The organism is Aeromicrobium tamlense (assembly GCF_013408555.1).
Taxonomy (GTDB): Bacteria; Actinomycetota; Actinomycetes; order Propionibacteriales; family Nocardioidaceae; genus Aeromicrobium; species Aeromicrobium tamlense.
The window spans coordinates 787,070-813,501 of the sequence record NZ_JACBZN010000001.1 but is presented as its reverse complement, the minus strand read 5'-3'; the positions used below and the strand labels follow the sequence as shown (position 1 = coordinate 813,501).

Here is a 26,432-nt window from a genome sequence, read left to right as displayed (position 1 = left end):
AGGCGGGGTGTGCGGGGTGAGTGGACGGGCCGGGAGCGCCTGGGAAACGCTCCCGACCCGTCACCACGGGTGGCCGATCAGGCCTTTCCGCGTCGGCGCGACAGCACCATCGCGGTGACACCCAGCGCGACGAGGATGATCGCGCCTGCCACGGAGAGCAGCGAGGAAGTACTGCCCGTGGCCGCCAGGGTGCCCGTGCCGTCGACGCCGTTGCCGCCTGCGCCGTCGAGCGCGTCGGTGCTGTCGACGTCGTTCTCGAGCGCGTCGGCGCCCAGGGCGTCGTCCGCGTCTGCTCCGGCGTCCGTCGCGTCGGCGTCCGTGGCATCCGCGTCGGCGCTCACGTCGGCGTCGGCCCCGGCATCGGTCGCGTCCGTCGCGTCGGCGTCGGTCGCGTCCGTCGCGTCCGTCGCCCCGGCGTCAGTTGCATCCGTCGCATCGGTGGCATCGGTGGCGTCGGTGGCATCCGTCGCGTCAGTGGCGTCGGTCGCATCCGTCGCGTCGGTCGCGTCGGTCGCGTCGGTCGCGTCAGTGGCGTCGGTCGCATCCGTCGCGTCGGTCGCGTCGGTCGCGTCGGTCGCGTCAGTGGCGTCGGTCGCATCCGTCGCGTCGGTCGCATCGGTGGCATCCGTCGCGTCCGTCGCGTCCGTCGCGTCGGTGGCGTCCGTCGCGTCGGTGGCGTCCGTCGCGTCAGTGGCGTCGGTGGCATCCGTCGCGTCGGTCGCATCGGTGGCATCCGTCGCGTCAGTGGCGTCCGTCGCGTCCGCATCCACCGCGTCCGCGTCCACGGCATCGACCGCGTCCGCATCGGCATCGGCGTCGACCTCGTCGAGCGCCCGCACGGAGGCCGAGCCGAGCTCGATGTCCACGTCGGCGATCTCCGGGAGCACGCTGATCGACAGGGCGCGGACCGTGAAGCTGCCGGCACCGAGGTCGCCGGTGCCGCTGAACGGCGCGGCCGTCGGCTGCGCATTGATCCGCGCGTCGACGACCTGCTCCAGCAGCGGCTCGAGCGCGTCGTCGAGCAGCTCGGTGACGAGCGGCTCGAGCGCCGTGGTCACGGTCGGCTGGACGTCGGCGAGGACCTCGTCGACGGCCGGCTCCAGCGGGGCACCGAGGTCGCCGACCAGTCCGGTCAGCGCGGTGGTGACCGGCGTCAGGATCCCACCGAGGTCGATGCCCAAGAGCTCGAGGCCGCTGACGTCGACCGTCGGCTCGGCGGCGCCGGCCTCACCGAGGAACCCACCGAGGGTGCCGTTGATCGAGACGGGCGCGGTGACGCCCAGCGGCGCCGTGACATCGATGGCGACGTCGAGCTCGGCGTCGTAGACGCCGTCCGTCACCACGTCGACGACCTTGGAGACGAGCGAGTCCGCACCGGGGCCCACGAGGGCGTCGGTGACACCGTCGAGCACCGCGTTCACGACCGGACCGCTGAGGACCTCGGTGTTCGCGGGCAGCTCGTTGAGGTCCTCGACGCCGGCGGCGTCGAGGACGAGCTGCGCGAGGTCCACCGTGATGGTGCCGTCGGCCAGGTTGACCGAGACGGAGCCCTCCGCGTTGGACAGCGGCTCGCTCAGCAGCTCGGTGCGCACGGAGTCGACCACGGACTGCGTGTCGATCGAGACCGCGTCGAGCTCGGCGGAGACGAGCGGCAGGGCGTCGATGGTCTCCACGACGTCGCCGACGGCGGTCTCGACCGCTCCTCCGGTGCCGAGCAGGTCCACGAGCGGCTGCAGCGTCGCGCCCACCGCGGTGTCCACGTCGGTGGTCAGCGCCGCGACGAGCGGGCTGTCCACGTTGAGCTCGAGGTCCGAGACGGCGTACTCGCTCGTCACGGTCGGGCCGTCCTTCGCGGCGCGGGCGCCGAGGGCGCCGATCTCGAGGGAGGCGCCGTTGACGAGCTCCTCGACGGCTTCCGCCCCGATGACCTGGCCCAGCAGTCGCGTGACGTCCAGCTGGGCCGGCTCGAAGTCGCCGCCGGCCGCGGTGTCCACGTTCAGCGAGCCGTCCTCGTTGATGAGGCCCGAGGAGGCGACGGCCTCGGTCGAGCTGGGCGCCGCCGACCGGCTGGAGATCGTGCCGAGGTCGCCGAGGTAGAGCAGGCCGTCCCCGCCCTCGGTCGGCGTGATGAGCGGCAGGCTCACGGTGCCGAGGTTCACGTCGACGAGGCCCTCGAGCACCGTGGCGTCGAGGTCGTCGGTGGTGGGCCCCGGGGCGGTGGCGCTGCTCGCGATCGAGCGCGCAGCTCCGGCGACGTCGAGGCCGAGACCCTCCACGAAGAGGCCGTGGCCATGGGCTGCCGCGTCGCCGGCCACGACGACGTCGTCGGCCAGGGCCGAGCTGAGGAGTGCCGTGGGCGCGATGACCACGGCGGCCGCCGTGCCGATCGCGACGGCGCGGGCACGGGTCAGAAGGCCGCGAGACCTTCGGCTGTGTTCGTTCAAGGTTCCCTCGATTCGCTGCGTCGCCGCACGGAGGCTCCGGGCGGGCCGGTGATGCGTGGAGGCGCCTTCCACCTCCCCCGATTTCTTGGACGTTAGGACCAGTTCCGGTGGGGAGCCACGCAGCTGCGTAGTACCGGGTGTGACGTGCGTTACTACTGAGGTTTGATGGGTACGTACGCAGAGACGAGGCGCGGTCGAGCTCCGTAGCACGGGCGATCCGCGCCGCGAATCCAGAATTCGGTATCGGGGTCCGAACGCTCTCGGACTCTCTCGGGGACAGCGGAAACGGCGTGATGACAGCGAGAACGGACGGCGTGGAGGACCTGCGGGACCTCGCTCTCTCGATCGTCGACGGTGTGCGTGCAGGCTCCAGCGCCCTCGTCACGGGACCCAGCGGCACCGGCAAGTCCAGCCTGCTGCGGACCGTGCAGGACCGGCTCGACGCCGCGGGCGTCGCGGCCCGCGCGCTGCGGGCGGATGCCTGGGCGCCCGACCACGACGAGGCGGACGACGCCACGGCCGTCCTGCTCGTCGACGACCTCGAGAGCGCACCGGAGGACCTGCTGAGCCGACTGTCGGCCCACACCGAGCACGGCGGGCGCGTCGTCGCGATGTTCGAGACCGGACGGCATCCCCGCGCGTACTCCACCCGCGCCCTGCGCACCGTGTACGGATCGCACCCGCTGGGTCACGACGCCGCCACGGTCCACCGCACGCACCTGACTCCCCTCGACGACGAGACCATGGCGCGCTTCCTGCACGCCCACGCCGGCGAGGAGCCGCTCGACTCGCACACGCTGCGCGCCATCACCACCCTCGCCCTCGGGCGTCGGGCCTGGGCGATGGACCTGCTGAGCCTCGCGCGGGCCGAGCAGATCCAGGCCGACCCCTTTCCCTCCATCAACCCGCTGCTCGCTCCCGGTGACGCCCCGCTCCCGGCCCTGCAGAGCCTGCGCGCCTCGCTCGCGACGGTCTCCCCCGAGTGTGCCGCCGCCGCCGTGGCACTGTCGGGCATCGAGCCGCTCGACGAGCTCGGCCTCGGCGCGCTCGTCGACCCGGCGATCGTCGAGACCCTCACCGTAGCCGGGGTCCTCGTGCCGACCGGTGGGTCCCAGCAGCTGGAGGTCCCCGCCTTCGTCGCCATCGCACTGCGCCAGCGGTCCTCGTTCGACCAGGTGGAGCGGTGCCGGCGCGAGATCGCGACGGGCCTGCTGGGGCAGGAGCTCGTCGGCGTCCCCCTGTCCGAGCGCGACACCCTCTACTGCGTCCGCGCGCTCGCGCCGGACGATCTACTCGACGCGGACCTCTCCGAGGCCCTTCGTCGACTCGTCGCCCGTGCCGTCACCCGGCTGACCACCTTCGGCGAGGCGGCCCAGGTGCGCGCGGCCGTGCTGAGGCTGGCGTCGCACCGGCTCGAGCTGCCGCCGCTGGCGAGGGCCCGCGCCCTCGCCGCGCTCGGCAACACGAACGAGGCCGTCCGTGTGGTCGACGCCATCACGGACGACGACCCCGACGTCCGTCTCGCCACCCGTTTCGCCCGCAGCGTCCTGCTCGCCGAGACCGCCGAGGCACCGATGCCCGGTGGCACCGACGACGTCCGCGACCAGGACGCCGCGACCGAGCTCGTCCTGCAGTGGTGGAGTCGGACCGAGCCGCTGGGCGACGCCACGCCCCTCGTGCGGGCCGTCGCGGCCCAGCATCCCGACCCGGGTGTCGCCGCGCTGGCCGCCCTCCTGGTGGACCTCGATGCCGTCTGGGCGGGGCTCGTGCCGCCTCACACCTCGACGCTGCACGCGCCGAATCCGCTGCCCGCGGCGACGATGCCGACCTCGCCGGTCCTGAGCGACGTCACGGGCACGATCCTCGTCGCCCAGGCACTCGTGCTGCTGCTGATCGGCGAGGCCTCGGCGCGCCGAGAGCCACTCCTGGAGCTGGCCGCCCGGCTCCCCGACCGAGACCACCACGAGCGGTGGCTGCGCCACGTCGTCGCGTCCAGCACGGCCGCGACGTTCGGCGAGATGGGCCGGGGACTGCGCGAGTGGCAGCTGTTCGCGGGCTCGGTCCCGCGGCTCGTCCCCGCGCGCCTGCGTCACTACGTCGAGCAGGTCGGCGCGGCGCTGGACGCGGTGTCGGACCCCACGCGCGAGCCCGACGACCTCGAGCGGCTGTCCTCGGAGTACCCGTACCGGATCCTGCTGTACTTCGCCGGCCTGCACGGTCCCCTCCAGGCACTGCGCACGGGACTGGAGCCGAAGGCCGGCGCACTGCCGCTCATCCGCCTGGCGCGCGCCCACCTCGACGCCACGCACGAGCGCAACCCCGCCCAGCTCACGCGGATCGCGGGGATCTTCCGGGAGTACGACATGTGGCTGCCGAGCGCCTACGCGTTCGGCGACGCTCGCCGGATCTACGTGGGTCGGCGCGCCGTGGGCAAGGCACAGGCCTGCGACGCCGAGCTCGCGGCCGTCCGCGACAAGATCCGCCGGAACGCGCCGTGGCTCTCGGCGGACTCCGCCGTCTCGGACGTGCCGGAGACGCTGACCCCACGCGAGCTCGAGGCCGCCCGGCTGGCCGCCCGCGGCCTGCGCAACCGCGACATCGCCGAGGTGCTCGAGTGCGGTGTGCGCACCGTGGAGTCGCACCTTGCGCAGGCCCGCGCCAAGCTCGGCGCGGACAGTCGCGAGGACCTCGCGCGCCTGCTGCCGCCCGACGAGGGCGACTGACCCGCTGCCGCGACGCCACCTGGTGGGGAGGGTGGGGCTCGAACCCACGACCCAAGGATTATGAGTCCTCTGCTCTGACCGGCTGAGCTACCTCCCCCGTCGCGCACGACCCTACAAGTCCGGCTCGTCGGAGCATGAAGAAGGCCCGGTCCTCACTGCGATCGCAGTGAGAACCGGGCCTGTCCCGCTCCCCCGATTGGACTCGAACCAATAACCCTTCGATTAACAGTCGAATGCTCTGCCAATTGAGCTACGGGGGATCGGCTCCTCAAGAGGAGCACGGCGGCCAACTCTAGCAAGTCGGCTCCGAAGATGCGAAAGGGCCCTCCCCTCCCGATCGCGCACCTGCCAGCGGGTGAGCCCGAGGTGCTCGGCGACCTCGTCGATCGTCAACCCGACCCCGTCCTCGCACAGCAGGCCGTACCGCAGTCCGACCACCGCGGCGAGGTGCTCGGGCAGGCCGACGAGGAGGTCGTCGCCGGACACGGGCGTCTCGGCGAGCTCGACGACGGGGGCCTCGCGGGGCGGGGCCATCGCTCGGGCGATCCACTGCCAGGCGAACGTCGACAGGCGGGTCCCCCGCTCGGGATCGAACCGGTCGACGGCGAGGATCAGGCCCTCGGCACCGGCCGCGACGGCCTCGTCGAGGCGCTCGCCGCGGTGACCGAGCCGCAGCGCGTGCAGGGCGACGTTGCGCAGGCCGGCGCAGATGAGCTCCTCGCGTGCCTCACGGTCGCCGGCGACCGCGGCGCGCGCGAGGATCCGTTCGGCGTCCGCGGGGATCGGGACCTGGGCGAGGGCGTGGATGACGAAGGGCGACACCACCCCAACCTCGCGTGCGGGCCGAGGCCGCGACAGGGACTCGCGTCAGGCTGTGGACGGCACCCAGCGGTCGTGCACAGCACTCCCCCGGCCCGGGACTCAGAGAGCCGCGCCGAGCGCGCGCTCGCGCAGGCCGCGGCGACGCTGCTCCAGCTCCACGAGGCGACCGAAGACCTCCTGGTACTCCGGAGCCGTGGGCTCCGTGCGCTGCAGACGCGACTTCACGTCGGTGATCTGACGCGCCAGCGACAGCTCCTGGAGCCGCACGAGCACGGCCGGCACGACCGCGACGGCACCCTGCTCGGACGCGTGCAGGGGCTCGACCGCGGCGACACCGAGCACGCGACGCAGGTCGTCCCCGGGCAGCGAGTCGGCGACGGCGGGCAGCCAGCCCGCGTCCGACTGCTCAGGCAGGCCGCGCGCCACCATGTGCCGCCAGATCTCGCGCGCCACGGGGTGCACGAAGTCGTCGTCGGTCAGGTCGGCCGCGACGGGCCGGGCCACGTGCGGGTACTGCGCGAGCGCCTTGAGGGCCTCGCGCTCGTCGGCGAACTGGGGCGCGCCGAAGCTGGCGAACACCGTGGGCTCGGGGCGCTGCTGGTCGGATTGAGTCGGCCGGGACACCCGCCGGGCTGGCGTCGGCTGCTGGCTCAGCTTCTTCCGTTCGGCGTACACCACGGTCGGGTCGATGCCGACGCGAGCCGCGATCTCTCTCAGGAACGACGCCACCTTCGAATCGTCCCGAACGGCGGCCGTGAGACCAAGAGCTTCACGGACGGCATCAATGCGCTGATCAGCGCGATCGAGGTCATACTTCTCAAGCGTGTTGTCCAGGATGAACCGATAGAGGGGGACGCGGGACGAAATCAGCTCGCGGACGGCCTCGTCGCCATCGTTCAGGCGCAGGTCGCACGGGTCCATGCCTCTCTTCTCGACCGCGACGTAGGTCTGTCCACTGAATTCGTCATCGCCCTCGAACGCCTTCACCGCAGCCTTCTGGCCTGCCTCGTCGCCGTCGAAGGTGAAGATGACCTCGCCGCGGAAGGCGTCGTGGTCGAGCATGAGGCGCCGCATGACGCGCGCGTGCCCCTCGCCGAAGGCGGTGCCGCACGTGGCCACCGCCGTCAGCACGCCGGCCTGGTGGCACGCCATGACGTCGGTGTAGCCCTCGACAACCACCGCCTGGCTCTGCTTGCGGATCGGGTCGCGCGCGAGGTCGATGCCGTAGAGGACCTGGGCCTTCTTGTAGATCGGCGTCTCGGACGTGTTGACGTACTTGCCCTTCATGAAGTCGTCGTCGAACATCCGGCGCCCGCCGAAGCCGATGACCTCGCCCGAGATCTCCTTGATCGGCCACAGCAGGCGGCCCTGGAACGCGTCGAACAGGCCGCGTGCGGACCGGCGGGCCAGGCCGCCGACGATGAGCTCCTCCTCGGTGAAGCCCTTACCGCGCAGGTGCGCCACGAGGGCCTCGCCCGACTTGGGCGCCCACCCCATGCCAAAGAGCTCGGCCGCGGCCTGGTCGAAGCCGCGGTCGGTGACCAGGCGACGGCCCGGCACGGCCTCGGGCGACGACATCAGCTGCTCGGCGTAGAACGAGGCGGCGGCCTTGTGGGCGAGCAGGAGACGCTGGCGCTGGCCGGGGTCGCGGCGCGGGCCCGTGGGCGCGCCGGTCTCCTCGTAGCGCAGCTGGATGCCGTACTTGTCGGCGAGCCGCTCGACGGCCTCGGCGAACGCGAGCCCCTCGATCTCCATGAGGAACTTGATCGCGTCGCCACCCGCTCCGCAGCCGAAGCAGTGGTAGAACCCCTGCGCGGGGCGCACGTTGAACGACGGCGACTTCTCGTCGTGGAACGGGCACAGTCCCTTGCGGGCGCCGCCGCCGGCGTTCTTGAGGGTGACGTACTGCTCGACGACCTCGTCGATCCGGATGCGCTCGCGGACGAGTTGGATGTCCTCGTCCTTGATCCGCGCCATGGCGTGATCCTACGCGGCGACGCCACCCCTCGTGGTGGGTCGTCGCGGCTAGCCGAGGAGGCGACGGCCCCACGCGACCGCCGAGGCGTCGGTGAGGCTCGCGACCTGGTCGACGATGACGCGCAGCCGCTGCGCGTCGTCGCTCGCCGCGCGGAAGTCGGCGGCGAACTCGGGCTCCAGCTCACCCTCGCCCTTCAGCCGCAGGTGGGCCACGATCCCGTGGAGGAGGTCGCGCTGCTGGGCGAGATCGCGGACGCGCGGATCGGCACGCATCACGTGGTGGGCGGCGAGGGACTTGAGCACGTTGATCTCGTCGAGCGTGTCCCGCGGGACCTCGACGTCGCCCCCGTAGCGGACGAGCGGGTCGGTCCCCCAGCGCTCCACGGTGGCCGCGTAGGCCGCCCCCGCGAACCGGCCGATGAGGGCGCTGGTGAGGCTCTTGAGCACGGCGCGGGCCGGACGGTCGGCGGCGAACGGGGCGGTGGGCCACTCGGGCAGGTCCTGCAGCCGCGTGAGCGCCGCGTCGAGGCGGTCGTCGGTGGCCGAGGCGTCGTACCAGTCGCGCGCCACCTGCCACGAGCCCGGCGTGTCGAGGTCGCCGACGAGGCTGAACCAGCCGCCGAACACGCCGTCCTCGACGTCGTGCACGCTGTACGCGATGTCGTCGGAGAGGTCCATGACCTGCGCCTCGATCGTGAGCCGGCCCTGCGTGTCGAGCCACTCGAACACCGGCAGGTCGTCCTCGTAGACGCCGAACTTGGGGGTGTCGCGCTCGCCGCGACGCCACGGGTACTTCACGCAGGAGGCCAGGGTCGCGCGCGTCAGGTTGAGGCCCACGCTGCGGCCGTGCGCGTCGACCGTCTTGGCCTCGAGCCGCGAGAGGATCCGCAGCGTCTGGGCGTTGCCCTCGAACCCGCCGATCGACCCGGCGACCTCGTTCAGCGCCATCTCGCCGTTGTGGCCGAACGGAGGGTGACCGAGGTCGTGCGAGAGGGCGGCGGAGTCGACGATCTCGGGGTCGCAGCCCAGGCTCTTCCCGAGCTCGCGGGCGACCTGGGCGACCTCGAGCGAGTGCGTCAGCCGGTTGCGGACGAAGTCGTCGGTGCCGGCGCCCATGACCTGGGTCTTGCCGGCCAGCCGGCGCAGCGCCGACGAGTGCAGGATCCGGGCACGGTCGCGCTCGAAGGACGTGCGTCCCGAGCGCTTGGGCGGCTCGGCGACGTAGCGCTCGCGCGCCTCGCTCCCGTACCGGTCCACGCCGTCACCCTAGCGAGGCGAGCGGCCCGCCGCGCTCACCAGCGACCGTTGCGCGGGCGAGGCTGACAGGTGGGGCACCGGTAGGACGACCGGTTCATGAACGGCTCGCGCACGATGATCGACCCGCAGCGGTCGCACGGGCGGCCTTCCTGCCCGTACGCGTGCAGCGACCGGTCGAAGTAGCCGCTCTGCCCGTTGACGTTGACGTAGAGCGCGTCGAACGAGGTGCCGCCCTGCTCGAGGGCCTCGGCCATGACGTCGCGGACGTGCCCGATCAGGTCGGTGACCTCGGCGATGCGCAGGCCCTTCGTGTTGCGGGCGTAGTGCAGGCGGCTGCGCCACAGCGCCTCGTCGGCGTAGATGTTCCCCACGCCCGAGACGAGACCCTGGTCGAGCAGCGCGCGCTTGACGCCCGTCTGGCGGCGGCGCAGGCGCGCCACGAACGCGGCGTCGTCGAAGTCGGGGTCGAGCGGGTCGAGCGCGATGTGCGCGATCTCGGTGGGCGGGTCGGTCTCGCTGACCGCCATGCCGCCGAAGATTCGCTGGTCGGCGAACCGCAGCTGGCGGCCGTCGTCGAGGTCGAACGTGATCCGCAGGTGACGCGGTGGCGGGGCGTCGGGGTCGCAGATCAGGGCCTGGCCGCTCATGCCGAGATGGGTCAGGACGCTGGAGCCGTCGTCGAGCGACATCCAGAGGTACTTGCCGCGGCGGTGGGCGGCCGTGACGTGGCGACCGGTCAGGCGGGCGACGAAGTCGGAGGGTCCGGGGCCGTGGCGGCGGACGGAGCGGGCGTCGAGCACCTCCACCGCGGTGAGGGTGCGACCGACGACGTGGTCGTCCAGGCCGCGCCGGACGACCTCGACCTCAGGAAGTTCGGGCACCGTGGGCGTTCGCGCCGTCGGCGGCCGCCGCGCGGGCGCTGATGGAGCGCCAGGCGATCTCGGCGACCATCTGCTCGGCGTCCTTCTTGGAGCGGCCGGTGCCGCCGTCGAAGCGCTGGTCGTTCAGCACGACCGAGGCGGTGAAGGTCTTGTCGTGGTCGGGGCCGGTGCCCTCGAGGACGTAGACGGGGACGCCGAGTCCGTGCAGGGCGGAGATCTCCTGCAGCGACGTCTTCCAGTCCAGGCCTGCGCCCATCTGGGCGGCGTCGGCGATGACCGGGTCGAAGATCGAGTGGATGACGTCGGCTGCGCGCTCGATGCCGAACTCGACGAAGACCGCGCCGAGCACGGCCTCCATGGCATCGGACAGGATCGAGGGCTTGTTCCGACCGCCGGAGGCCTCCTCGCCGCGCCCGAGTCGGAGGTGGTCGCCGAGTCCGAGCGTGCGAGCGACCTCCGCGAGCGCCTTGGCGCTGACGACCGCTGCACGCAGCTTCGCCAGCTGACCCTCGGGGAGGTCGGGGTGGCCCCGGAACAGCGTCTCGGTGACCACGAGCCCGAGCACCGAGTCGCCCAGGAACTCCAGGCGCTCGTTGTTCGGGATCTGGCCGTTCTCGTAGGAGAACGACCGGTGCGTCAGGGCATGAGTGAGGAGCTCGGGGTCCAGATCAGGGACCCCGAGCGTCTCACTCAGTGCCGCGAGCTCGGGCACGTCGTGCAGGTCAGAGGACCTGACGACGCTCGCCGCGCGCGCCGTACTGGCCGCACTCGGCGCAGGCGCGGTGCGACATCACCTTCGCGTTGCAGGCGGGGTTGGCGCAGTCGACGGTGGCGACAGCCGTCGTCTTCCAGGCAGAACGGCGGTGCCGGGTGTTGCTGCGCGACATCTTCCGCTTCGGGACGGCCACGGTTACTCCTCAGGTCGTTCGGTCAGTTGGGTCAGCGCCGACCATCTCGGGTCGATCGCCTCACCGTGTGTGTGCTCGGGATCGTCCGCGAGTCGCACCCCGCACTCGGGGCACAGTCCCGGACACTCCGGATCACACAACGGGTTGTGCGGCAGTGCGAGCACCACCGCGTCCCGCAGGACGGGCTCGAGGTCGAGCAGGTCGTCCTCGAGCTCCAGCTCGTCCTCGCCCGCGTCGTCGTAGAGGTAGAGCTCCTGGAAGTCGACCTCGAGATCGCTCTCGACGCCGATCAGGCAGCGCACACACTCTCCGACAGCATGGGCCGAGGCCGTCCCGGTGGCGAGGACACCGTCCATCACAGCCTCGAGCCGAAGCTCGAGCTCGATGGGCGATCCCTCAGGAACACCGAAGACGTCCAGGCCGAGATCAGCAGGTGCATCGAGGACGAGGTCGTACGACTTCTCGGTCCCGGGTCGACGTCCCAACACCAAGGTGTCGAACACGAACGGTCCCGAAGTCACAACAGCCCCTCATCGAGTGCATCAGAAGATCACGGCCCGCAAACGGGCCAGCGTCGATCCTACCCCGCCGCGCCTCGCGGACGCGAATCGCGGTCGGTGGCGGCGTCGGTTTCCGTCAGTCCTCGGTGCGAAGGTCGGAGGGTGGAGACGGTGGAACCGGACCCGTTCGGGTCCATCCTGCACGCCGACCTCGATGCGTTCTACGCCTCGGTCGAGCAGCGCGACGACCCCGCGCTGCGGGGGCGGCCGGTCATCGTCGGTGGCGGGGTGGTCCTGTCGGGCTCCTACGAGGCCCGCGCCCGCGGCGTCCGCACCGCGATGGGTGGGCGCCAGGCGCTGCGCCTGTGCCCCGACGCGGTCGTCGTGCCGCCGCGCTTCGAGGCCTACGTCGCGGCCAGCAAGGCCGTCTTCGAGATCTTCCGCGACACCACTCCCCTGGTCCGGGCGCTGTCGATCGACGAGGCGTTCCTCGACGTGTCGGGCCTGCGGCGCCTGCGCGGTCCGGCCCTGCCGATCGCGCGCGAGCTGCGGCGCCGCGTGCAGGCCGAGACCGGCCTGCCGATCTCGGTCGGCCTCGCCCGCACGCCGTACCTCGCCAAGGTCGCCAGCACGCTCGCCAAGCCCGACGGCCTGCTCGTGGTCCCCCTCGACGACGAGCTCCAGTTCCTCCACGCGCTGCCCGTCGAGCGGCTGTGGGGCGTGGGCGACGTCACGGCCGAGAAGCTGCGCGCCGCCCGCCTGCGCACCGTGGCCGACGTCGCGCGGCTCTCCCCCGCAGAGCTCTCGGCGATCGTGGGGCGCGCGGCCGGCCACCACCTGCACGCCCTCGCCCACGGTCGCGACGCGCGCAAGGTCGAGTCCGCGCCGTCGCGCCGGTCCATCGGCGCGCAGCACGCGCTGGGGCGGGCCCGCTTCGAGGCCGCCGACCTCGCGCTGCTCGCGCTGTGCGACAAGGTGGGCCGACGGATGCGCCGGGCCGGGCGCACGGCCGCGACCGTCACGGTGCGGCTGCGGTTCGGCGACTTCCGCCGCTCGACCTCCTCGCGCACGCTCCCCCGCCCCACCGAGAGCACCTCGGTGATCTCCGAGGTCGCCCGAGCCCTGCTCGCGTCGCGCCGCGACGAGATCGACCGCGACGGCATCACGTTGGTGGGCGTCGCCCTGTCGGGGCTCGACGACCATGGCGCGCAGCTGGTGCTGCCGCTCGACGACGAGGCCGACCCGGCGCTCGACCAGACGCTCGACCGCGTCGCGGCGCGCTTCGGGAACCAGGCGGTCCGCCGCGGGAGTCACCTCGGACGGCGCTGGGAGCCGCGCTCGCCCGTGCAGTGACGGGTCAGTGACCGAAGGCCTCGTCGAGAGCGTTCATCACGTGCTTGGGCACGAGGCCGTTGACGTCGCCGCCGTGGCGCGCGACCTCCTTGACCAGGCTCGAGGCGATGAACGTGTAGTCGGGCGACGTGGGGATGAAGACCGTGTCGATGCCCGTGAGGTTGCCGTTCATCTGGGCCATCTGCAGCTCGTAGTCGAAGTCCGACACCGCGCGCAGGCCCTTGACGATCGCCTGGACGTCGTTCTGGGCGCAGTAGTCGACCAGCAGGCCCGCGTACGAGTCGAGGGTGACGTTCTCCATCTCGGCGGTCGCCTCGGCGATCAGCTCGATGCGGCGCTCGATCGGGAACAGCCCGGCCTTGCTCTCGTTGACCAGGACCACGACGACGACCTCGTCGAACAGGAACGAGGCGCGCTCGATGATGTCGAGGTGGCCGTTCGTGACGGGATCGAAGGAACCGGGGCACACCACGCGCGTCATGTCAGTGACCGTACCAAAGCCGCGTCTCGCCGTACGCCTTGTCCCGCAGCGCGTCGAACCCCTCGGGCCAGGCGAACGGATCGCGGCTGGAACGCTCGACCACGACGACGGCGTCCTCGGCCAGGGACGGCCGCAGCGCGGCGACGATCGAGGCCACCTCGTCGGTCGTGACGGCGTAGGGAGGATCGAGGAACACGAGGTGCCACGGACCTCCCGGCGCGGCCACGAACCGCTGGGCGGTGACCTTGTGCACGCGGGCGGGCGCCTTCAGGTCGGCGACGTTGCGCTGGATCGTGCGGGCCGCGCGGTCGTTCGACTCGACGAGGTCGGCGTGCTGGGCGCCGCGCGACACGGCCTCGAGCCCCAGAGCGCCCGAGCCGGCGAAGAGGTCGAGGACCCGCACCCCGTCGAAGCCGCCGAGCAGCGAGTTGAGCGAGGCGAACATCGACTCGCGCACCCGGTCGGAGGTGGGACGGGTGCCGTCGCCGGGCGGCGTCGCCAGCCGCCTGCCGCCCCAGCGGCCGGCGATGATCCTCGTCATGCCGTCACCGCCGTGAAGGACGCACGGTACGACGGCGACGGCATCGACAGCCGCATGCTCGCTCGCTGGCGCTCGCTCATGCACGCTCCAGGTACTCAGCGCGCTCGGACTCCTCGAGGCGGCGGATCGACGCCTCGAGGTCGGGCGGGACGTCACCCGAGTCCAGCGCGGCCACGGCGGCGTCGCGCGCGTCGGCGATGATCTGCTCGTCGCGCACGACCGACAGCAGCTTGAGGCTGGAGCGGACGCCCGACTGGCGCGCGCCCAGGACGTCACCCTCGCGGCGCAGCTCGACGTCGAGTCGCGACAGCTCGAAGCCGTCGGTGCTGGCGGCCACGGCGGCGAGGCGCTCGCGGGCCGACGTGCCGGCCGGCGACCCCGTGACGAGCAGGCACAGGCCGGGCTCGGACCCACGGCCCACGCGCCCGCGCAGCTGGTGCAGCTGCGAGACGCCGAAGCGGTCGGCGTCCATGACGATCATCATCGTGGCGTTGGGGACGTCGACGCCCACCTCGACCACGGTCGTCGCGACCAGCACGTCGACGTCGCCGGCCGCGAAGGCGGACATCACGGCGTCCTTCTCGTCGGGCGGCATGCGGCCGTGGAGCCTCCCGAGCCGCAGGCCCGCCAGGGGCCCCTGCTCCAACGCCTCGGCCAGCTCGACGAGACCGACCGTGGGGCGCTTCTCCTCGGCGTCGTCGTCGGGCGGCGGCTCGACGTCGTCGTCGGCCGTGGCCTCGCCGATGCGCGAGACGACCACGTAGGCCTGACGGCCGCGCCCGACCTCCTCGTGCACGCGCTGCCACGCCCGCTCGAGCCACCCCGGCTGCTCGGCGACGGGCACGACGTTGGACTGGATGGGCTGGCGCCCGGCGGGCAGCTCGCGGAGCGTGGAGACCTCGAGGTCGCCGAAGACGGTCATCGCGATGGTGCGCGGGATCGGGGTGGCGGTCATGACGAGCACGTGCGGGCTGACGCCGTCCGCGGCCGCCGCGCGGTCGGACAGGGCCGACCGCTGCTCGACGCCGAACCGGTGCTGCTCGTCGATGACGACGAGGCCGAGGTCGGCGAACTGCACGGTCTGCTCCAGCAGCGCGTGCGTGCCGACCACGATGCCGGCCTCGCCCGAGACGATGTCGAGCAGCGTCTGCTGGCGGGCCTTCGCGCCCATCGAGCCGGTGAGCAGCCGGATCCGGGTGGCCTCGTCGGCGCCGCCGAGCATCCCGCCCTTCGCCAGGTCGCCGAGCATCCGCTCCATGCTGCGGTGGTGCTGGGTCGCGAGCACCTCAGTGGGTGCCAACAGTGCCGCCTGGCCGCCGGAGTCGACGACCTGCAGCATCGCCAGCAGCGCGACGATGGTCTTGCCCGAGCCGACCTCGCCCTGCAGCAGCCGGTGCATGGGATGGGTGGCGGCGAGGTCCTGGTCGATCTCGGCGGCCACCTGCGCCTGACCCGCGGTGAGCTGGAACGGGAGCCGCTGCTCGAACGCCACGCGAATGCCGTCGCCGCGCCCCGGCCGCGCGAGCGAGCGCCGCTGCGCGGAGTCGGAGCGGCGCTTGGCGAAGACCGCCTGCACCTCGAACGCCTCCTCGAAGCGCAGCCGGGTCTGGGCGAACACCCAGTCCGAGCGCTTCCGCGGACGGTGGATGTACTCGTAGGCCGTGGGCGCGTCGAGCAGGCCGCGCTCGGACCGGACCGCGGCCGGGATGGGCTCGGGGAACACGTCGACGACGTCGAGCGCCACCGTGACGGCGCGCTCGACGTCCCACGTGGTGAGGCCCCCGCCCGCCGGATAGATCGGCATCGCACCGCCGCCACGACCGAGGTCGGCGAGCGTCTTGCCCTCGGGCAGCTCGCGCATGTGGGGCGAGGCCAGCTGGAGGCGCCCCTGGTAGACCGAGACCTCGCCCGACAGCAGCTGCTGGCTGCCGACGGGCGTCTTGGAGACGGCGTACTGGTTGAAGAAGACGGCCTCCATCGTGGCGCGACCGTCCGACAGCGTCACGACCACGCGGAACTTGCGCGGGTTGTTGCGGAAGGGGAGCTTCTTCACGTCGAGGACCGTGGCGACGAACGCCACGACGTGGCCCTCCTCGAGGTCCTCGAACGAGTCGGGGTGCTCGAGGTCGATGTAGCGGCGCGGGAAGTGCCGCAGCAGGTCGCCGACGGTGCGGTGCCCGAACGCCTTCTCGAGCTTCTTGGCCGAGTCCCCCACGACCTTGGACAGGCGGGTGTCGAAGTCGATCGCGGTCATTCCACCGCCAGGAAGAGCGGGTAGGTGTCCTGGTCGCCCTCGATCGTCTCGACGTCGACGTGCGGCGCCTCCTGCTGCACGCGCGCCGCGATCTTCTCGCTCGTGGCGGCGTCGCAGTCGCGGCCCGTGACGAGCGTGACCATCTCCGCGGTGGCGAGGTCGAGCCGCTGGAGCACGTCGAAGGCGACGTCGACCTGCGAGGAGCCGACGATCGCGAAGTCGCCGTTCACGACGCCGAGCACGTCGCCGGCGCTGCAGGGCCCGGCCATCGTGATACCGTCCTCGGCCGCGATCGTGACCGCGCCGTGCCGCGTGGCGCCTGCCGCGTTGGACATCGCGACGACCACGACGTCGAACGGCCGTCCGGGGTCGTGCACCGCGAGCGCGGTGAGGGCCTGGACCTGCACCGTGGTGGGCAGCACCGCCACGCGGGCCCCGGCGTCGCGGGCCTTCGCGGCGGCGGCCTCGAACATCGCGATGTGGCCGGCGCGGTTGGGCAGCAGGATGACCTCGTCGGCGCCGCTGCCGTCGATCGCGGCGGCGACCTCGGCCACCGTGAGCGACCGGTCGGGCGCGAAGTGCAGCGCCGTGCCGCCCGCACGATGGGTGAGCTCGGCGAGGCCGGGACCCGTGACGGCGCTGAGGATGAGGCGGCCGCCGGCGGGCCGGGCCGGACGCGCGATCTGCTCGGCGAAGTGCGTGACCGAGATCCGGAACGGGGACCCGGCCGCGATGCCGGCCTCGATCGCCGCGCCGACGTCGTCGACGTGGACGTGCACGTTCCACAGCCCCTCGCCGCCCACGACGACGAGCGAGTCGCCCAGCGGCTCGAGCGCGGTGCGCAGCTCGGGGATGCGGTCGTCGGCGGTGCGCAGCAGGTACATGACCTCGTACGACGGACCGTCCTCCCCCAGGTCGGCGCCGGGCTCGACGATCGGGACGGGCACGGTGGCGGGTCGCGGGGTGGGCGTGCGGCCGGTGAGCGCGAAGGCGACGGAGTCGAGGACGACCACGAGCGCGCGGCCGCCGGCGTCGACCACCCCGGCCCGCGCCAGCCGCTCGAACTGCGTGGGCGTCAGCGCGAGCGCCTCGCGGGCGGCGCCGGACGCCACGTCGAAGACGCGCTTCGGGTCGTCGTCGTTGGTGGCGGCCTCGCGGGCGGCCCTCGCCGCGGCAGCCGCGACGGTGAGGATCGTGCCCTCCTGCGGCCGGCCGACGGCGGCGTAGGCGGCGGCGGACGCGGCCTCCAGCGCTCCGGCGACGTCGTCGGCGCTGAGCCCGTCGACGCAGCCTCGCAGGACGCGCAGCGAGCCGCGCACGAGCTCGGCCAGGATCGTGCCGCAGTTGCCCCGGGCGCCCATCAGCAGGCCCTCGGCGAACGTGCGCATGAGGTCGAGGGGCGAGGTGTCGGCCGGGAGCGCGTCGATCGCCTCGACGCCCGCCACGAAGGTGAAGTAGGCGTTCGTGCCGGTGTCGCTGTCGGGCACCGGGAAGACGTTCAGCGCGTCGATCTCGTCGCGCGACTCCGCCAGCAGCCGGGTGCACAGACGGGCCCACGCGTCGAAGCGCTCGGTGCTGATCCGCAGGGCCATGGGTCGAGACTATCGGGCCGTGGTCGGACTCGATTCGCGCTGGCCGTGTCGCGTCAGGTATGCTCGAGAGGTTGTATTTTTCCCCCGAACGAGTTCAGGAGTGGTCGCCGTGGCAGCCGTCTGCGATGTGTGCGGCAAGGGACCGGGCTTCGGCCACAACGTGTCCCACTCGCACCGACGCACCAAGCGTCGTTTCGATCCGAACATCCAGCGCGTCCGCGCCGTCGTCGAGGGCACCCCGAAGCGGCTCAACGTCTGCACCGGTTGCCTGAAGGCCGGCAAGGTCTCGCGCTGAGACGTTCAGATCTTTCATAGACAACGGCGGCCCTCGGGCCGCCGTTGTCTATTCTCGCGGGGTGACCCGCATCCACGCCTTCACCGATGACGTCCTGGCCGATCACGACGCGGTGGGCGTCGCCGCGCTGATCGCCTCCGGGGAGGCCAGCCGCTCCGAGGTGCTCGAGGCCGCCCTGGCTCGCCTCGACCGCGTCAACCCGACGCTCCAGGGGATCAGCCACGACGACCGGGCCCGTGCGATCGTCCGCGCCGAAGAGACCTCGCCCGACGGCGCGCCGTTCGCCGGCGTCCCCTCGCTGATCAAGAACAACACCGACTTCAAGGGCCTGCCCACGCAGCAGGGCTCCGCGGCCGTCCCGCCCGAGCCCGCCGAGCGGCACGAGCCCTTCACCGAGCAGTTCCTCTCCACCGGCGTCAACGTCCTCGGGGCGACCACCCTGCCGGCCTTCGGCCTCACCGCCTCCACGGAGTTCGTCGACCGCGAGCCCACGCGCAACCCGTGGAACCCCGCCTACTCCTCCGGGGCCTCCTCGGGCGGCTCGGCCGCGCTGGTCGCCGCCGGCGTCGTGCCGATCGCGCACGGCAACGACGGAGGCGGCTCGATCCGGATTCCCGCGGCGGCCTGCGGCCTGGTCGGACTGAAGACCACGCGCCACCGGCTCGCCCCGGCCAAGGAGATGGCCGACGCGCCGCTCGACATCGTCGCCAACGGCGTGCTGACCCGCAGCGTGCGCGACACCGCCGTGTTCCTCGCCGCCGCCGAGCGCCACCGCCCGGTCCCCCGGCTGCCCAAGGTGGGTCTCGTGGAGGGACCCGCGGCGCGCCGCCTTCGCGTCGGGCTCGTCACCGAGACGCTCGGCGGGGCGCCGCTGGACGCGGACAGCCTGCGGGAGCTGCGGCGCGTGGCCGACCTCGTCGCGTCACTGGGCCACGAGGTCGTCGAGATGCCGATCCCGGTCGACGCCGCGTTCGAGCGCCACTTCGTGCAGTACTGGCGCACCCTGGCGTTCTCGCTCGACTACGCCGGCCGCTTCGTCCTGTCCCGCGACTTCGACCGCAGCCGGGTCGACCCGTTCACCCACGGCCTGGCCCGGGCGTTCCTGCGCACCTTCTGGCGCACTCCCGGCGCGATCGTCGCCCTCAAGCGGTCGGCGCGCGCGTACGGGGAGATCTTCGCCGACCGGGATGTCGTGCTGAGTCCCGTCCTGGGGCACACGACGCCCGAGCTGGGCTGGCTGGATCCGGGCGTCGAGTTCGACGTGGCGTTCGAGCGGCTGCGCACGTACGTGGCCTACACGCCGCTCAACAACGCCTCGGGCGGTCCGGCGATCAGCCTGCCGCTGGGACGCACCTCGACCGATCTGCCGCTCGGCCTGCACTTCTCGGCCGACCACGGCGACGAGCGCACGCTGCTGGAGCTGGCCTTCGAGCTCGAGGCCGCCGCGCCCTTCGCGCGGATCCAGGACTGATCGGCTCCAGTGCCCCGACGACAACGCCGTCCGTTCCAGGGCCCCGACGGCGACGCCGTCAGTTCCAGTGCCCCGACGGCGAAGCCGTCAGTTCCAGTGCTTGTGGCCGGTGCCGCCCTCGTAGGGCGCGCCGGCCACGGTGACGCCCTCCCCCGCCTTGACGACGCCGATGCGGGTCCAGCCCTCGGGCAGGCTCGCGCTCGTGGGGAACGTGGCGGCCAGCGCGTAGTCGTCGCCGCCGGCCAGCACGAACCGCAGCGGGTCGACGCCGCCGAGCGCGCCGGCGACCGTCTGCACGGCGTCGAGGATGGGGAACGACGCGGGGTCGAGATCGATGGCGACCTTGCTCGCGCGGGCGACGTGGCCGAGGTCGGCCAGCAGGCCGTCGCTGATGTCGATCATCGACGTGGCTCCACCCGCCGCGGCGGCCGGTCCGGCGGCGTACGGCGGGTGCGGGGCACGGTGCTCGTCGACGGCGGCCTTGGGCGAGCGGAACCCGCGGCTCAGGGCGCCGTAGCCCGCCGACGCGAGGCCCAGGGTGCCCGCGTACGCGACCTGGTCGCCCACCTGCGCGCCCGAGCGGGTGACCGGACGCTCGGCGTCGCCCAGCGCGGTGATCGAGATGACGATCTGGTCGGCCGCGGACATGTCGCCGCCGACGATCTTGGCGCCGACCTTGTCGCACTCCTCGACCATGCCGCCGATGAGGTCGGCGACCCACTTGACCGGGGTGTCGCCGGGCGCGGCGAACGCGACGACGAGCGCCGTGGCCACCCCGCCCATGGCGTTGATGTCGGAGAGGTTCGCGGCGACCGCCTTGCGACCGATGTCGGCCGCGGTGGACCAGTCGCGGCGGAAGTGACGTCCCTCGACGAGGATGTCGGTCGCGGTCACGTAGGTGCCGTCGGCGGTGGCGATGTGGGCCGCGTCGTCGCCTGGCCCGACCAGCACGTAGTCGCTCGTGCCCAGGCGGCCCCGGACGAGGTCGATCAGGGCGAACTCGCCCAGTTCCGCAATCGTCTGCTCGCTCACGACGTCATTGTCTCAGCCGCATGCGCCCGACCCCGGGGACTGCGGTAGCGTGTCATGGCCCGGAAGAAAGGACGTCCCCGATGGCCGTTCACGCCTACATCCTCGTCCAGACCGAGGTCGGCAAGGCTGCCGACGTCGCCGCCGCGATCGCCCAGATCCAGGGGGTCGAGCTGTCCGAGGACGTCACGGGTCCCTACGACGTCATCGTCCGCGCCGAGGGTCCCTCGGTCGACGAGCTCGGATCCCTCGTCGTCTCGCAGATCCAGCGCGTCCCCGGCATCACCCGCACGCTGACCTGCCCCGTCGTCCGGATCTGACCTCCGCCCCTCCCGAGATTTGCTCCTTTTTCGACGTTTCAGAGGGTCTGAAACGTCGAAAAAGGAGCAAATCTTGTGCGCGTGCGGGGTGCTGTGGATGAGCTGCGCCGAGGCCCGCCGCTCCCGGCAGCCTGTCGGGCATGCCACGGCTCTCCCCTCTTCCCGAGCAGTTCCACCAGACCGTCTTCAGTCGACGCGAGGCGCTCGCTGCCGGACTGACCGACCGCGTCCTCGCCGGCCCACGCTGCGTCAGCGTTGCCCCCGGCTGGTACCGCTACGCCACCATGGAGTCCTCCTTCGAGCTGGAGGCGCTGGCGGGCTTGGCCTGGCTCGGTGACGGTGCGGGTCTGAGTCACACGAGCAACCTCGCGTGGCGCGGCCTCGACCTACGGTCCGCCTCCCCCGTGCACTTGGCCACCCGGCGCCGGATCGATCGGACCGCCGACGGCTACCGTGTCCACCGCTTCCAGGGCTCGCTGTTCCTCGAGGAGGTCGACGGACTCCGCCTGGTCGGCGCTGCTCGCACCTTCGTCGACTGTGGGACGGTGCTGTCCTGGCAGGAGCTGGTCGTCGTCGGCGACTGGATGATCGCGAAGGGGATCGTCGAGCGCCTCGACCTCCTCGGCTTCGTCCATGCCGTGCACTTCGACGGCGTGCAGCGGGCGCGACGGGCGATGGAGTGGGTCCGCGAAGGTTCGGCCTCACCACAGGAGACGCGCGTGAGGCTCCTCCTGGTCCTCGGAGGTCTCCCGGAGCCGGAGCTCAACGGCCTCATCGCCGACGCCCACGGCGGATTCCTCGCCTATGGCGATCTCGTCTACCGCCGGGAGCGGGTCGTCGTCGAGTACGACGGCTGGCAGCACGAGCGCGACGCGCGGCAGCGTCAGCACGACCTGCGTCGGCGTGAGCTGCTGGAAGCCGAGGGCTGGCGGGTCGTCGTGGTCACCGTCGCCGACCTCGCGAACCCGACGATGGTCTTCCGTCGAGTCGTCGACGCCCTCCAACGGGCGAGATGTGCTTGATCTTCTACGTCTCAGCCGGGTTCAGAAGTGGAAAATGGAGCAGATCTCGGGATCAACGGAGGCCGGTGGGGCGCTGGAGCGCCAGCTGGATGAGGCGCTCGACCAGCTCGGGGTAGTCCACGCCGGAGGCGGCCCAGAGCTTGGGGAACATCGAGAACGGGGTGAACCCCGGCATCGTGTTGATCTCGTTGATGACGAGTCCCCCGCCGACGCTGTCGGTGAGGAAGAAGTCCACGCGGGCGAGGCCTTCGCAGCCGATCGCGTCGAACGCCTGGAGGGCGTACTCGCGGATGCGCTGGCGCATCGTCTCGGACAGGTCGGCCGGCACCACGTTGGTGCTCGTGCCGTCGAGGTACTTGGCCTCGAAGTCGTAGTACTCGTGGTCGGTGTCCTCGGCCACGACGATCTCGCCGACCTCGCTGGCGATCGGCATGCCGCGCTCGTCCTGGATGACCGCGCACTCGACCTCGCGCTTGCCGTGCGCGGCGGACTCGACGATGACCTTGGGGTCGAACTTCCGCGCGGTGAGCACGGCGTCCTCGAGCTGGTCCCAGTCGTGGACGGGCGTGACGCCCGAGCTGGAGCCGGCGCGCGCGGGCTTGACGAAGACCGGCAGCCCGAGCGCGTGGATGCGCGCCTCGGCGCGGTCGCGCTTGGCGTCCCACTCCCACGGCTGGATCGTCACGTAGGGCAGCTGCGGCAGTCCGGCGGCCGAGAAGACGGTCTTGGTGAACGGCTTGTCCATGCCGACCGAGCTGGCCAAGACGCCCGCGCCGACGTAGCGGACGCCGGCGAGCTCGAACAGGCCCTGGACGGTGCCGTCCTCGCCCCACGGGCCGTGCAGCAGCGGGAAGACGACGTCGAGGTCGCGGATGCGGTCCCACGAGAACGGCGGGAAACCGTCGCGGACCGACGGCAGCGCCCCGGGCTCGAGGTCGTCCCACACGGCGGTCTCCTCGACCCACCGGCCGTCGGGCGTGATGCCGACGGGGACGACGTCGTAGCGGTCGCGATCGATCACGGCGAGGACCTCGCGCGCGGTCAGGCACGAGACGCCGTGCTCACTGGACTGGCCTCCGAAGACGACGGCGATCGTGGTGCGCATCGGCTCGACTCTACCCGCCTGTGACACTGGAACCATGCAGCCCGACACCGTGACCGTCATCGCAGGTCGCCCGGCTCACGAGCCCGGCGCGCCGCTCAACGCCCCCATCACCCTCGCGAGCTCGTTCCACGCGGGCGGCGCGTTCGAGTACGGGCGGCACGCCAACCCGGCGTACGAGTCGTTCGAGAGCGTCGTCGGCGAGCTCGAGGGTGGCCGCGCGCTGGCCTTCGCCTCCGGCATCGCGACCGCGGCGGCCACGCTCGGCCTGCTGGAGCCCGGCGCGGTCGTGGTGCTCCCCCGCCACGGCTACAACGGCACGACGAGCCTCGTGCAGAGCGGGCCGTACGAGGTGCGCCTCATCGACCCGTCCGACACCGCCGGCAGCATCGACGCGTTCACCGGAGCGGACCTGGTCTGGCTGGAGTCGCCCACCAATCCCGCGATGGAGGTCGGCGACCTGCCCGCCCTGGTGGCGGCTGCGAAGGAGGCGGGCGCGCTCGTCGCGGTGGACAACACCTTCCGCACGCCGCTGCGCGACCGTCCACTGTCCTACGGCGCCGACATCGTGACCCACTCCGCCTCGAAGCTGCTCGGCGGCCACAGCGACCTCGTCCTCGGCGTCCTTGCGACCGGCGACGACACGCTGTACGAACGCCTTCACGACCACCGGTCGCTGCACGGCGCGATCCCGGGTGCGCTCGAGTGCTTCCTGGCCGTGCGCGGCGTGCGCACGCTGGCCGTGCGACTCGACCGCGCCGAGGCCAGCGCCGCCGTGCTCGCGGACCGGCTGAAGGCGCACCCGGCCGTGGCCGAGGTCCGCTACCCCGGGTTCGGCTCGATGGTCTGCTTCGTCGTCGACGACGCCGACCACGCGCAGCGGGCGACGGAGTCCAGCCGCGTCATCACGCACGCGACCAGCCTCGGCGGCGTGGAGTCCACGTGGGAGCGCCGTCGCCGCTTCCCCGCCGAGCCCGAGACGATCCCCGCGGGACTGATCCGGCTCAGCGTCGGCATCGAGGCCGTCGAGGACCTGTGGGCCGACATCGAGGCCGCCCTGGGCTGACGCCCGTCAGCGGGTCTCGGGCTTGGCCGAGCGGCTGATCAGCGCGTTGACGAGCTCGGTGGGCGTCATGTGACCGTCGACGAGCGCGCGGACGTGCTCGACGATCGGCATCTCGACGCCGTGCATCTCCGACAGCTCGGCGACGGACACGCAGGACTTCACGCCCTCGGCGACCTGGCGGGTCTGCGAGGTGATCTCGTCGACCGTCATGCCGCGGCCCAGCTTCTCGCCGAACGTGCGGTTGCGCGAGAGCGGCGAGGAGCACGTGGCCACGAGGTCGCCGAGGCCGGCCAAGCCCATGAACGTCATCGGGTCGGCGCCCATCGCCATGCCGAGGCGGGCCGTCTCGGCCAGGCCGCGGGTGATGACCGACGCCTTGGTGTTGTCGCCGAAGCCGAGGCCGTCGCACACGCCGACGGCGAGGCCGATGATGTTCTTCACCGTGCCGCCGAGCTCGCAGCCGACGACGTCGGTGTTCGTGTAGGGCCGGAAGGCCGTGGTGTGCAGGTACTTCTGCAGCTGGAGGGCCACCGACTCGTCGGCGCACGCCACCACCGCGGCGGCGGGCTCGCGCCGGGCGATCTCCTTCGCGAGGTTGGGTCCCGTGATGACGGCGATCCGCTCGGGACCGGCGCCCGTGACCTCGGCGATGACCTCGCTCATGCGCATGTGGGAGCCGAGCTCGACGCCCTTCATGAGGCTCACCATCACGGCGGACGGCTCGATGAGGTGTCCCCACGACTCGAGGTTGGGGCGCAGCGTCTGGGACGGCACGGCCAGCACGACGATCGCGGCATCGGCGAGCGCCTCGGCGGGGTCGGTGGTGGCGCGGATCGTGCCCGGCAGCTCCTGGCCCGGCAGGTACTCGGTGTTCTCGTGCCGCTCGTTGATGTTCTCGCACGTCTCCTCGCGCCGCCCCCACAGGTGGACGTCGTGGCCCGCGTCGGCGAGCACGATCGAGAAGGCGGTGCCCCAGGACCCGGCTCCCATGACTGCTGCAGTGACCATCAGCTCTCCTCGTATCGGGTCTTGGGCTTCTTCAGCGTGCGGACGTCGATCCGCGGGGACGTGGGCGACTCGCCCCTGATCTGCGCCTGCAGCGCGGTGATCTCGTCCATGAGCCGCTCGGTGGCGGCGTGGATCTGCTCCTGCGTGGGGTGCTCGCCGAGCCCCGAGAGGTCGATCGGCGCGCCGACCCGCACGTGGACGGTCTTGCGCGGGAAGAGGCGGAGCTCGCGGCGGTAGGGCCACATGATCTCCTGCGGTCCCCACTGGGCCACCGGGACGAGCGGGACGCCGCCCGCGTGCGCCGTGCGGACGGCGCCGTCGCGGCCGGACATCGGCCAGCCGCCGGGGTCGCGGGTCATCGTGCCCTCGGGGTAGATCGCCACGACGGATCCGGACTCGACCGTCTGGATGGCCGCGCGCAGCGACTCCGCGGCCGCGCCCGTGCCGCGGTAGACCGGGATCTGCCCCGCCTTGCGCAACAGCCACCCGATCACCGGCACCGCGAACAGCGGGTCCTTCACGAGGAACCGCGGCGGGATGTCGTGGTCGACGAGCCAGTGCCCGAACAGGAACGGATCGGTGTACGACAGATGGTTCACGGCGACGACGAAACCGCCGGAGCGCGGCAGGTGCTCCGCGCCCTTCCAGTCACGCTTGGTGACCACCATGAAGATCGGCCGCAGCACCACGACCACGATCCGCAGCACGGTGGGCAGCGGACGGGTGCGGGACATGGGATGACCCTAGTACGACCCGGAGGCCGTGCCAGTGAACCGTCAGAGCGTCGCGGGCTTGAAGCTCGGACGACGGGACTCGTACGCGGCGATGTCGTCGGCGTGGCCGAGCGTGATGCCGATGTCGTCGAGGCCCTCCAGCAGGCGCCAGCGGGTGTAGTCGTCGATCGTGAACGAGTCCTCGATGCGGTCGACGCCCTCGCCGGCCGAGACCGTGCGCGACTCGAGGTCGACGCTGATCTGCGCGCCCGGGTTGGCCTCGAGGTACTCCCACAGCGCCGTGACGACCTTGTCGTCGACCTGCGCCGCGAGGAGGCCGGCTTTGCCGGAGTTGCCGCGGAAGATGTCGCCGAAGCGGGGGCTGATGATGACCTTGAAGCCGTAGTTCTGCAGCGCCCAGACGGCGTGCTCGCGCGACGAGCCGGTGCCGAAGTCGGGGCCCGCCACGAGCACCGTGGCGTTCGTGTACGCCGGCTGGTTCAGGACGAACTCCGGGTCGTTGCGCCAAGCGGCGAAGAGGCCGTCCTCGAAGCCCGTGCGGGTGACGCGCTTGAGGTAGACCGCCGGGATGATCTGGTCGGTGTCGACGTTGCTGCGGCGCAGCGGGGCGCCGACGCCGGTGTGGGAGATGAACTTGTCCATGGTGATCGTC

At 72.1% G+C, this 26,432-nt stretch carries 24 protein-coding genes and 2 tRNA genes; 7 read left to right on the top strand and 19 right to left on the bottom strand.

The window, feature by feature from the left end; translation table 11 throughout:
- Nucleotides 1-77: 77 nt before the first annotated feature.
- The gene (locus BJ975_RS04125; protein WP_179423900.1) at nucleotides 78-2,444 is read right to left on the bottom strand and encodes a choice-of-anchor G family protein; all 2,367 of its coding nucleotides are present in this window, start codon (nucleotides 2,442-2,444) and stop codon (nucleotides 78-80) included.
- Between the two features lie 314 nt (nucleotides 2,445-2,758).
- On the opposite strand from BJ975_RS04125, the gene BJ975_RS04120 reads away from it, so the two are divergent.
- Nucleotides 2,759-5,167 (top strand): helix-turn-helix transcriptional regulator, encoded by a 2,409-nt coding sequence (locus tag BJ975_RS04120; protein WP_179423898.1) that lies wholly within the window; start codon nucleotides 2,759-2,761, stop codon nucleotides 5,165-5,167.
- Nucleotides 5,168-5,187: 20 nt separating this feature from the next.
- Here the strand turns inward: BJ975_RS04120 and BJ975_RS04115 are convergent.
- The 9 genes from BJ975_RS04115 to BJ975_RS04070 form a co-directional block, all read right to left on the bottom strand.
- A tRNA-Met gene (locus tag BJ975_RS04115) sits at nucleotides 5,188-5,264 on the bottom strand.
- A 90-nt stretch (nucleotides 5,265-5,354) separates the two neighbouring features.
- Nucleotides 5,355-5,427: transfer RNA gene (locus tag BJ975_RS04110), tRNA-Asn, on the bottom strand.
- Complete coding sequence (locus BJ975_RS17220) at nucleotides 5,390-5,989, bottom strand: sigma factor-like helix-turn-helix DNA-binding protein (protein ID WP_407647437.1); 600 nt, start codon at nucleotides 5,987-5,989, stop codon at nucleotides 5,390-5,392. Before BJ975_RS17220 ends, BJ975_RS04110 begins: the two co-directional genes overlap by 38 nt.
- 99 nt (nucleotides 5,990-6,088) lie before the next feature.
- Complete coding sequence (dnaG, locus tag BJ975_RS04095) at nucleotides 6,089-7,966, bottom strand: DNA primase (RefSeq protein WP_179423896.1); 1,878 nt, start codon at nucleotides 7,964-7,966, stop codon at nucleotides 6,089-6,091.
- A gap of 48 nt (nucleotides 7,967-8,014) precedes the next feature.
- Nucleotides 8,015-9,223, bottom strand: a complete 1,209-nt coding sequence (locus BJ975_RS04090; RefSeq protein WP_179423894.1) for a deoxyguanosinetriphosphate triphosphohydrolase — start codon at nucleotides 9,221-9,223, stop codon at nucleotides 8,015-8,017.
- A 35-nt stretch (nucleotides 9,224-9,258) separates the two neighbouring features.
- The gene (gene mutM / locus BJ975_RS04085; RefSeq protein WP_179423892.1) at nucleotides 9,259-10,104 is read right to left on the bottom strand and encodes a bifunctional DNA-formamidopyrimidine glycosylase/DNA-(apurinic or apyrimidinic site) lyase; all 846 of its coding nucleotides are present in this window, start codon (nucleotides 10,102-10,104) and stop codon (nucleotides 9,259-9,261) included.
- A complete protein-coding gene (rnc, locus tag BJ975_RS04080; protein ID WP_317628206.1) occupies nucleotides 10,088-10,816 on the bottom strand; it encodes a ribonuclease III in 729 nt (242 codons plus the stop codon). Before rnc ends, mutM begins: the two co-directional genes overlap by 17 nt.
- Before the next feature lie 10 nt (nucleotides 10,817-10,826).
- A complete protein-coding gene (gene rpmF, locus BJ975_RS04075) occupies nucleotides 10,827-11,012 on the bottom strand; it encodes a 50S ribosomal protein L32 (RefSeq protein ID WP_179423890.1) in 186 nt (61 codons plus the stop codon).
- 2 nt (nucleotides 11,013-11,014) lie between these two features.
- Entirely contained in the window at nucleotides 11,015-11,515 is a 501-nt protein-coding gene (locus tag BJ975_RS04070; protein ID WP_269302873.1) for a YceD family protein, read from the bottom strand.
- Nucleotides 11,516-11,674: 159 nt separating this feature from the next.
- Here BJ975_RS04070 and dinB point away from each other — a divergent pair, with 159 nt between their 5' ends.
- The gene (gene dinB / locus BJ975_RS04065; RefSeq protein ID WP_317628207.1) at nucleotides 11,675-12,865 is read left to right on the top strand and encodes a DNA polymerase IV; all 1,191 of its coding nucleotides are present in this window, start codon (nucleotides 11,675-11,677) and stop codon (nucleotides 12,863-12,865) included.
- Between the two features lie 4 nt (nucleotides 12,866-12,869).
- On the opposite strand, the gene coaD is transcribed toward dinB, so the two are convergent.
- The 4 genes from coaD to BJ975_RS04045 are packed head-to-tail and all read right to left on the bottom strand — an operon-like array spanning nucleotide 12,870 to nucleotide 17,733.
- On the bottom strand, nucleotides 12,870-13,346 hold the full coding sequence (coaD, locus tag BJ975_RS04060) for a pantetheine-phosphate adenylyltransferase (RefSeq protein ID WP_179423886.1): 477 nt from the start codon (nucleotides 13,344-13,346) through the stop codon (nucleotides 12,870-12,872).
- A 1-nt stretch (nucleotide 13,347) separates the two neighbouring features.
- A complete protein-coding gene (gene rsmD, locus BJ975_RS04055) occupies nucleotides 13,348-13,971 on the bottom strand; it encodes a 16S rRNA (guanine(966)-N(2))-methyltransferase RsmD (protein WP_325064595.1) in 624 nt (207 codons plus the stop codon).
- The gene (locus tag BJ975_RS04050; protein ID WP_179423883.1) at nucleotides 13,964-16,141 is read right to left on the bottom strand and encodes an ATP-dependent DNA helicase RecG; all 2,178 of its coding nucleotides are present in this window, start codon (nucleotides 16,139-16,141) and stop codon (nucleotides 13,964-13,966) included. The genes rsmD and BJ975_RS04050 overlap by 8 nt, the downstream gene beginning before the upstream one ends.
- Nucleotides 16,138-17,733: a DAK2 domain-containing protein gene (locus BJ975_RS04045; protein ID WP_179423881.1), complete on the bottom strand. Its 1,596-nt coding sequence runs from the start codon at nucleotides 17,731-17,733 to the stop codon at nucleotides 16,138-16,140. Before BJ975_RS04045 ends, BJ975_RS04050 begins: the two co-directional genes overlap by 4 nt.
- Nucleotides 17,734-17,842: 109 nt before the next feature.
- Here BJ975_RS04045 and rpmB point away from each other — a divergent pair, with 109 nt between their 5' ends.
- Together rpmB and BJ975_RS04035 are read left to right on the top strand one after the other, a co-directional pair.
- Nucleotides 17,843-18,028 carry a 50S ribosomal protein L28 gene (gene rpmB / locus BJ975_RS16655; protein WP_078701430.1) on the top strand — a complete coding sequence of 62 codons (186 nt, stop codon included), beginning with the start codon at nucleotides 17,843-17,845 and terminating at the stop codon, nucleotides 18,026-18,028.
- Nucleotides 18,029-18,089: 61 nt separating this feature from the next.
- The gene (locus BJ975_RS04035) at nucleotides 18,090-19,499 is read left to right on the top strand and encodes an amidase (RefSeq protein ID WP_179423879.1); all 1,410 of its coding nucleotides are present in this window, start codon (nucleotides 18,090-18,092) and stop codon (nucleotides 19,497-19,499) included.
- 87 nt (nucleotides 19,500-19,586) lie between these two features.
- Here the strand turns inward: BJ975_RS04035 and BJ975_RS04030 are convergent, their stop codons facing one another.
- Complete coding sequence (locus BJ975_RS04030; RefSeq protein ID WP_179423877.1) at nucleotides 19,587-20,531, bottom strand: thiamine-phosphate kinase; 945 nt, start codon at nucleotides 20,529-20,531, stop codon at nucleotides 19,587-19,589.
- 80 nt (nucleotides 20,532-20,611) lie between these two features.
- Here BJ975_RS04030 and BJ975_RS04025 point away from each other — a divergent pair, with 80 nt between their 5' ends.
- A complete protein-coding gene (locus BJ975_RS04025) occupies nucleotides 20,612-20,848 on the top strand; it encodes an Lrp/AsnC ligand binding domain-containing protein (protein ID WP_179423876.1) in 237 nt (78 codons plus the stop codon).
- Nucleotides 20,849-20,988: 140 nt separating this feature from the next.
- Entirely contained in the window at nucleotides 20,989-21,870 is an 882-nt protein-coding gene (locus tag BJ975_RS04020; protein ID WP_179423874.1) for a DUF559 domain-containing protein, read from the top strand.
- Between the two features lie 52 nt (nucleotides 21,871-21,922).
- On the opposite strand, the gene BJ975_RS04015 is transcribed toward BJ975_RS04020, so the two are convergent.
- Nucleotides 21,923-22,975 (bottom strand): D-alanine--D-alanine ligase family protein, encoded by a 1,053-nt coding sequence (locus tag BJ975_RS04015; RefSeq protein WP_179423872.1) that lies wholly within the window; start codon nucleotides 22,973-22,975, stop codon nucleotides 21,923-21,925.
- A 34-nt stretch (nucleotides 22,976-23,009) separates the two neighbouring features.
- Here BJ975_RS04015 and BJ975_RS04010 point away from each other — a divergent pair, with 34 nt between their 5' ends.
- A complete protein-coding gene (locus tag BJ975_RS04010) occupies nucleotides 23,010-24,038 on the top strand; it encodes a trans-sulfuration enzyme family protein (RefSeq protein WP_179423871.1) in 1,029 nt (342 codons plus the stop codon).
- A 6-nt stretch (nucleotides 24,039-24,044) separates the two neighbouring features.
- On the opposite strand, the gene BJ975_RS04005 is transcribed toward BJ975_RS04010, so the two are convergent.
- From BJ975_RS04005 to leuD, 3 genes are read right to left on the bottom strand one after another with little or no spacing between them, the layout of a single operon-like run.
- Nucleotides 24,045-25,046, bottom strand: a complete 1,002-nt coding sequence (locus BJ975_RS04005) for an NAD(P)H-dependent glycerol-3-phosphate dehydrogenase (RefSeq protein WP_179423869.1) — start codon at nucleotides 25,044-25,046, stop codon at nucleotides 24,045-24,047.
- A complete protein-coding gene (locus tag BJ975_RS04000) occupies nucleotides 25,046-25,780 on the bottom strand; it encodes a lysophospholipid acyltransferase family protein (RefSeq protein ID WP_179423867.1) in 735 nt (244 codons plus the stop codon). The genes BJ975_RS04005 and BJ975_RS04000 overlap by 1 nt, the downstream gene beginning before the upstream one ends.
- A gap of 42 nt (nucleotides 25,781-25,822) precedes the next feature.
- The gene (gene leuD / locus BJ975_RS03995) at nucleotides 25,823-26,422 is read right to left on the bottom strand and encodes a 3-isopropylmalate dehydratase small subunit (RefSeq protein ID WP_179423865.1); all 600 of its coding nucleotides are present in this window, start codon (nucleotides 26,420-26,422) and stop codon (nucleotides 25,823-25,825) included.
- Between the last annotated feature and the right edge of the window lie 10 nt (nucleotides 26,423-26,432).

Excerpts from the sequence above, each read along its gene's own strand:
- BJ975_RS04005 (WP_179423869.1), bottom strand. The coding sequence starts at position 25,046 with ATGGTCACTGCAGCAGTCATGGGAGCCGGGTCCTGGGGCACCGCCTTC.
- BJ975_RS04050 (WP_179423883.1), bottom strand. The coding sequence starts at position 16,141 with ATGACCGCGATCGACTTCGACACCCGCCTGTCCAAGGTCGTGGGGGAC.
- BJ975_RS04045 (WP_179423881.1), bottom strand. The coding sequence starts at position 17,733 with ATGGCCCTGCGGATCAGCACCGAGCGCTTCGACGCGTGGGCCCGTCTG.
- BJ975_RS04000 (WP_179423867.1), bottom strand. The coding sequence starts at position 25,780 with ATGTCCCGCACCCGTCCGCTGCCCACCGTGCTGCGGATCGTGGTCGTG.
- BJ975_RS04010 (WP_179423871.1), top strand. The coding sequence starts at position 23,010 with ATGCAGCCCGACACCGTGACCGTCATCGCAGGTCGCCCGGCTCACGAG.
- leuD (WP_179423865.1), bottom strand. The coding sequence starts at position 26,422 with ATGGACAAGTTCATCTCCCACACCGGCGTCGGCGCCCCGCTGCGCCGC.
- BJ975_RS04015 (WP_179423872.1), bottom strand. The coding sequence starts at position 22,975 with ATGCGCACCACGATCGCCGTCGTCTTCGGAGGCCAGTCCAGTGAGCAC.
- BJ975_RS04025 (WP_179423876.1), top strand. The coding sequence starts at position 20,612 with ATGGCCGTTCACGCCTACATCCTCGTCCAGACCGAGGTCGGCAAGGCT.
- coaD (WP_179423886.1), bottom strand. The coding sequence starts at position 13,346 with ATGACGCGCGTGGTGTGCCCCGGTTCCTTCGATCCCGTCACGAACGGC.
- BJ975_RS04020 (WP_179423874.1), top strand. The coding sequence starts at position 20,989 with ATGCCACGGCTCTCCCCTCTTCCCGAGCAGTTCCACCAGACCGTCTTC.
- dnaG (WP_179423896.1), bottom strand. The coding sequence starts at position 7,966 with ATGGCGCGGATCAAGGACGAGGACATCCAACTCGTCCGCGAGCGCATC.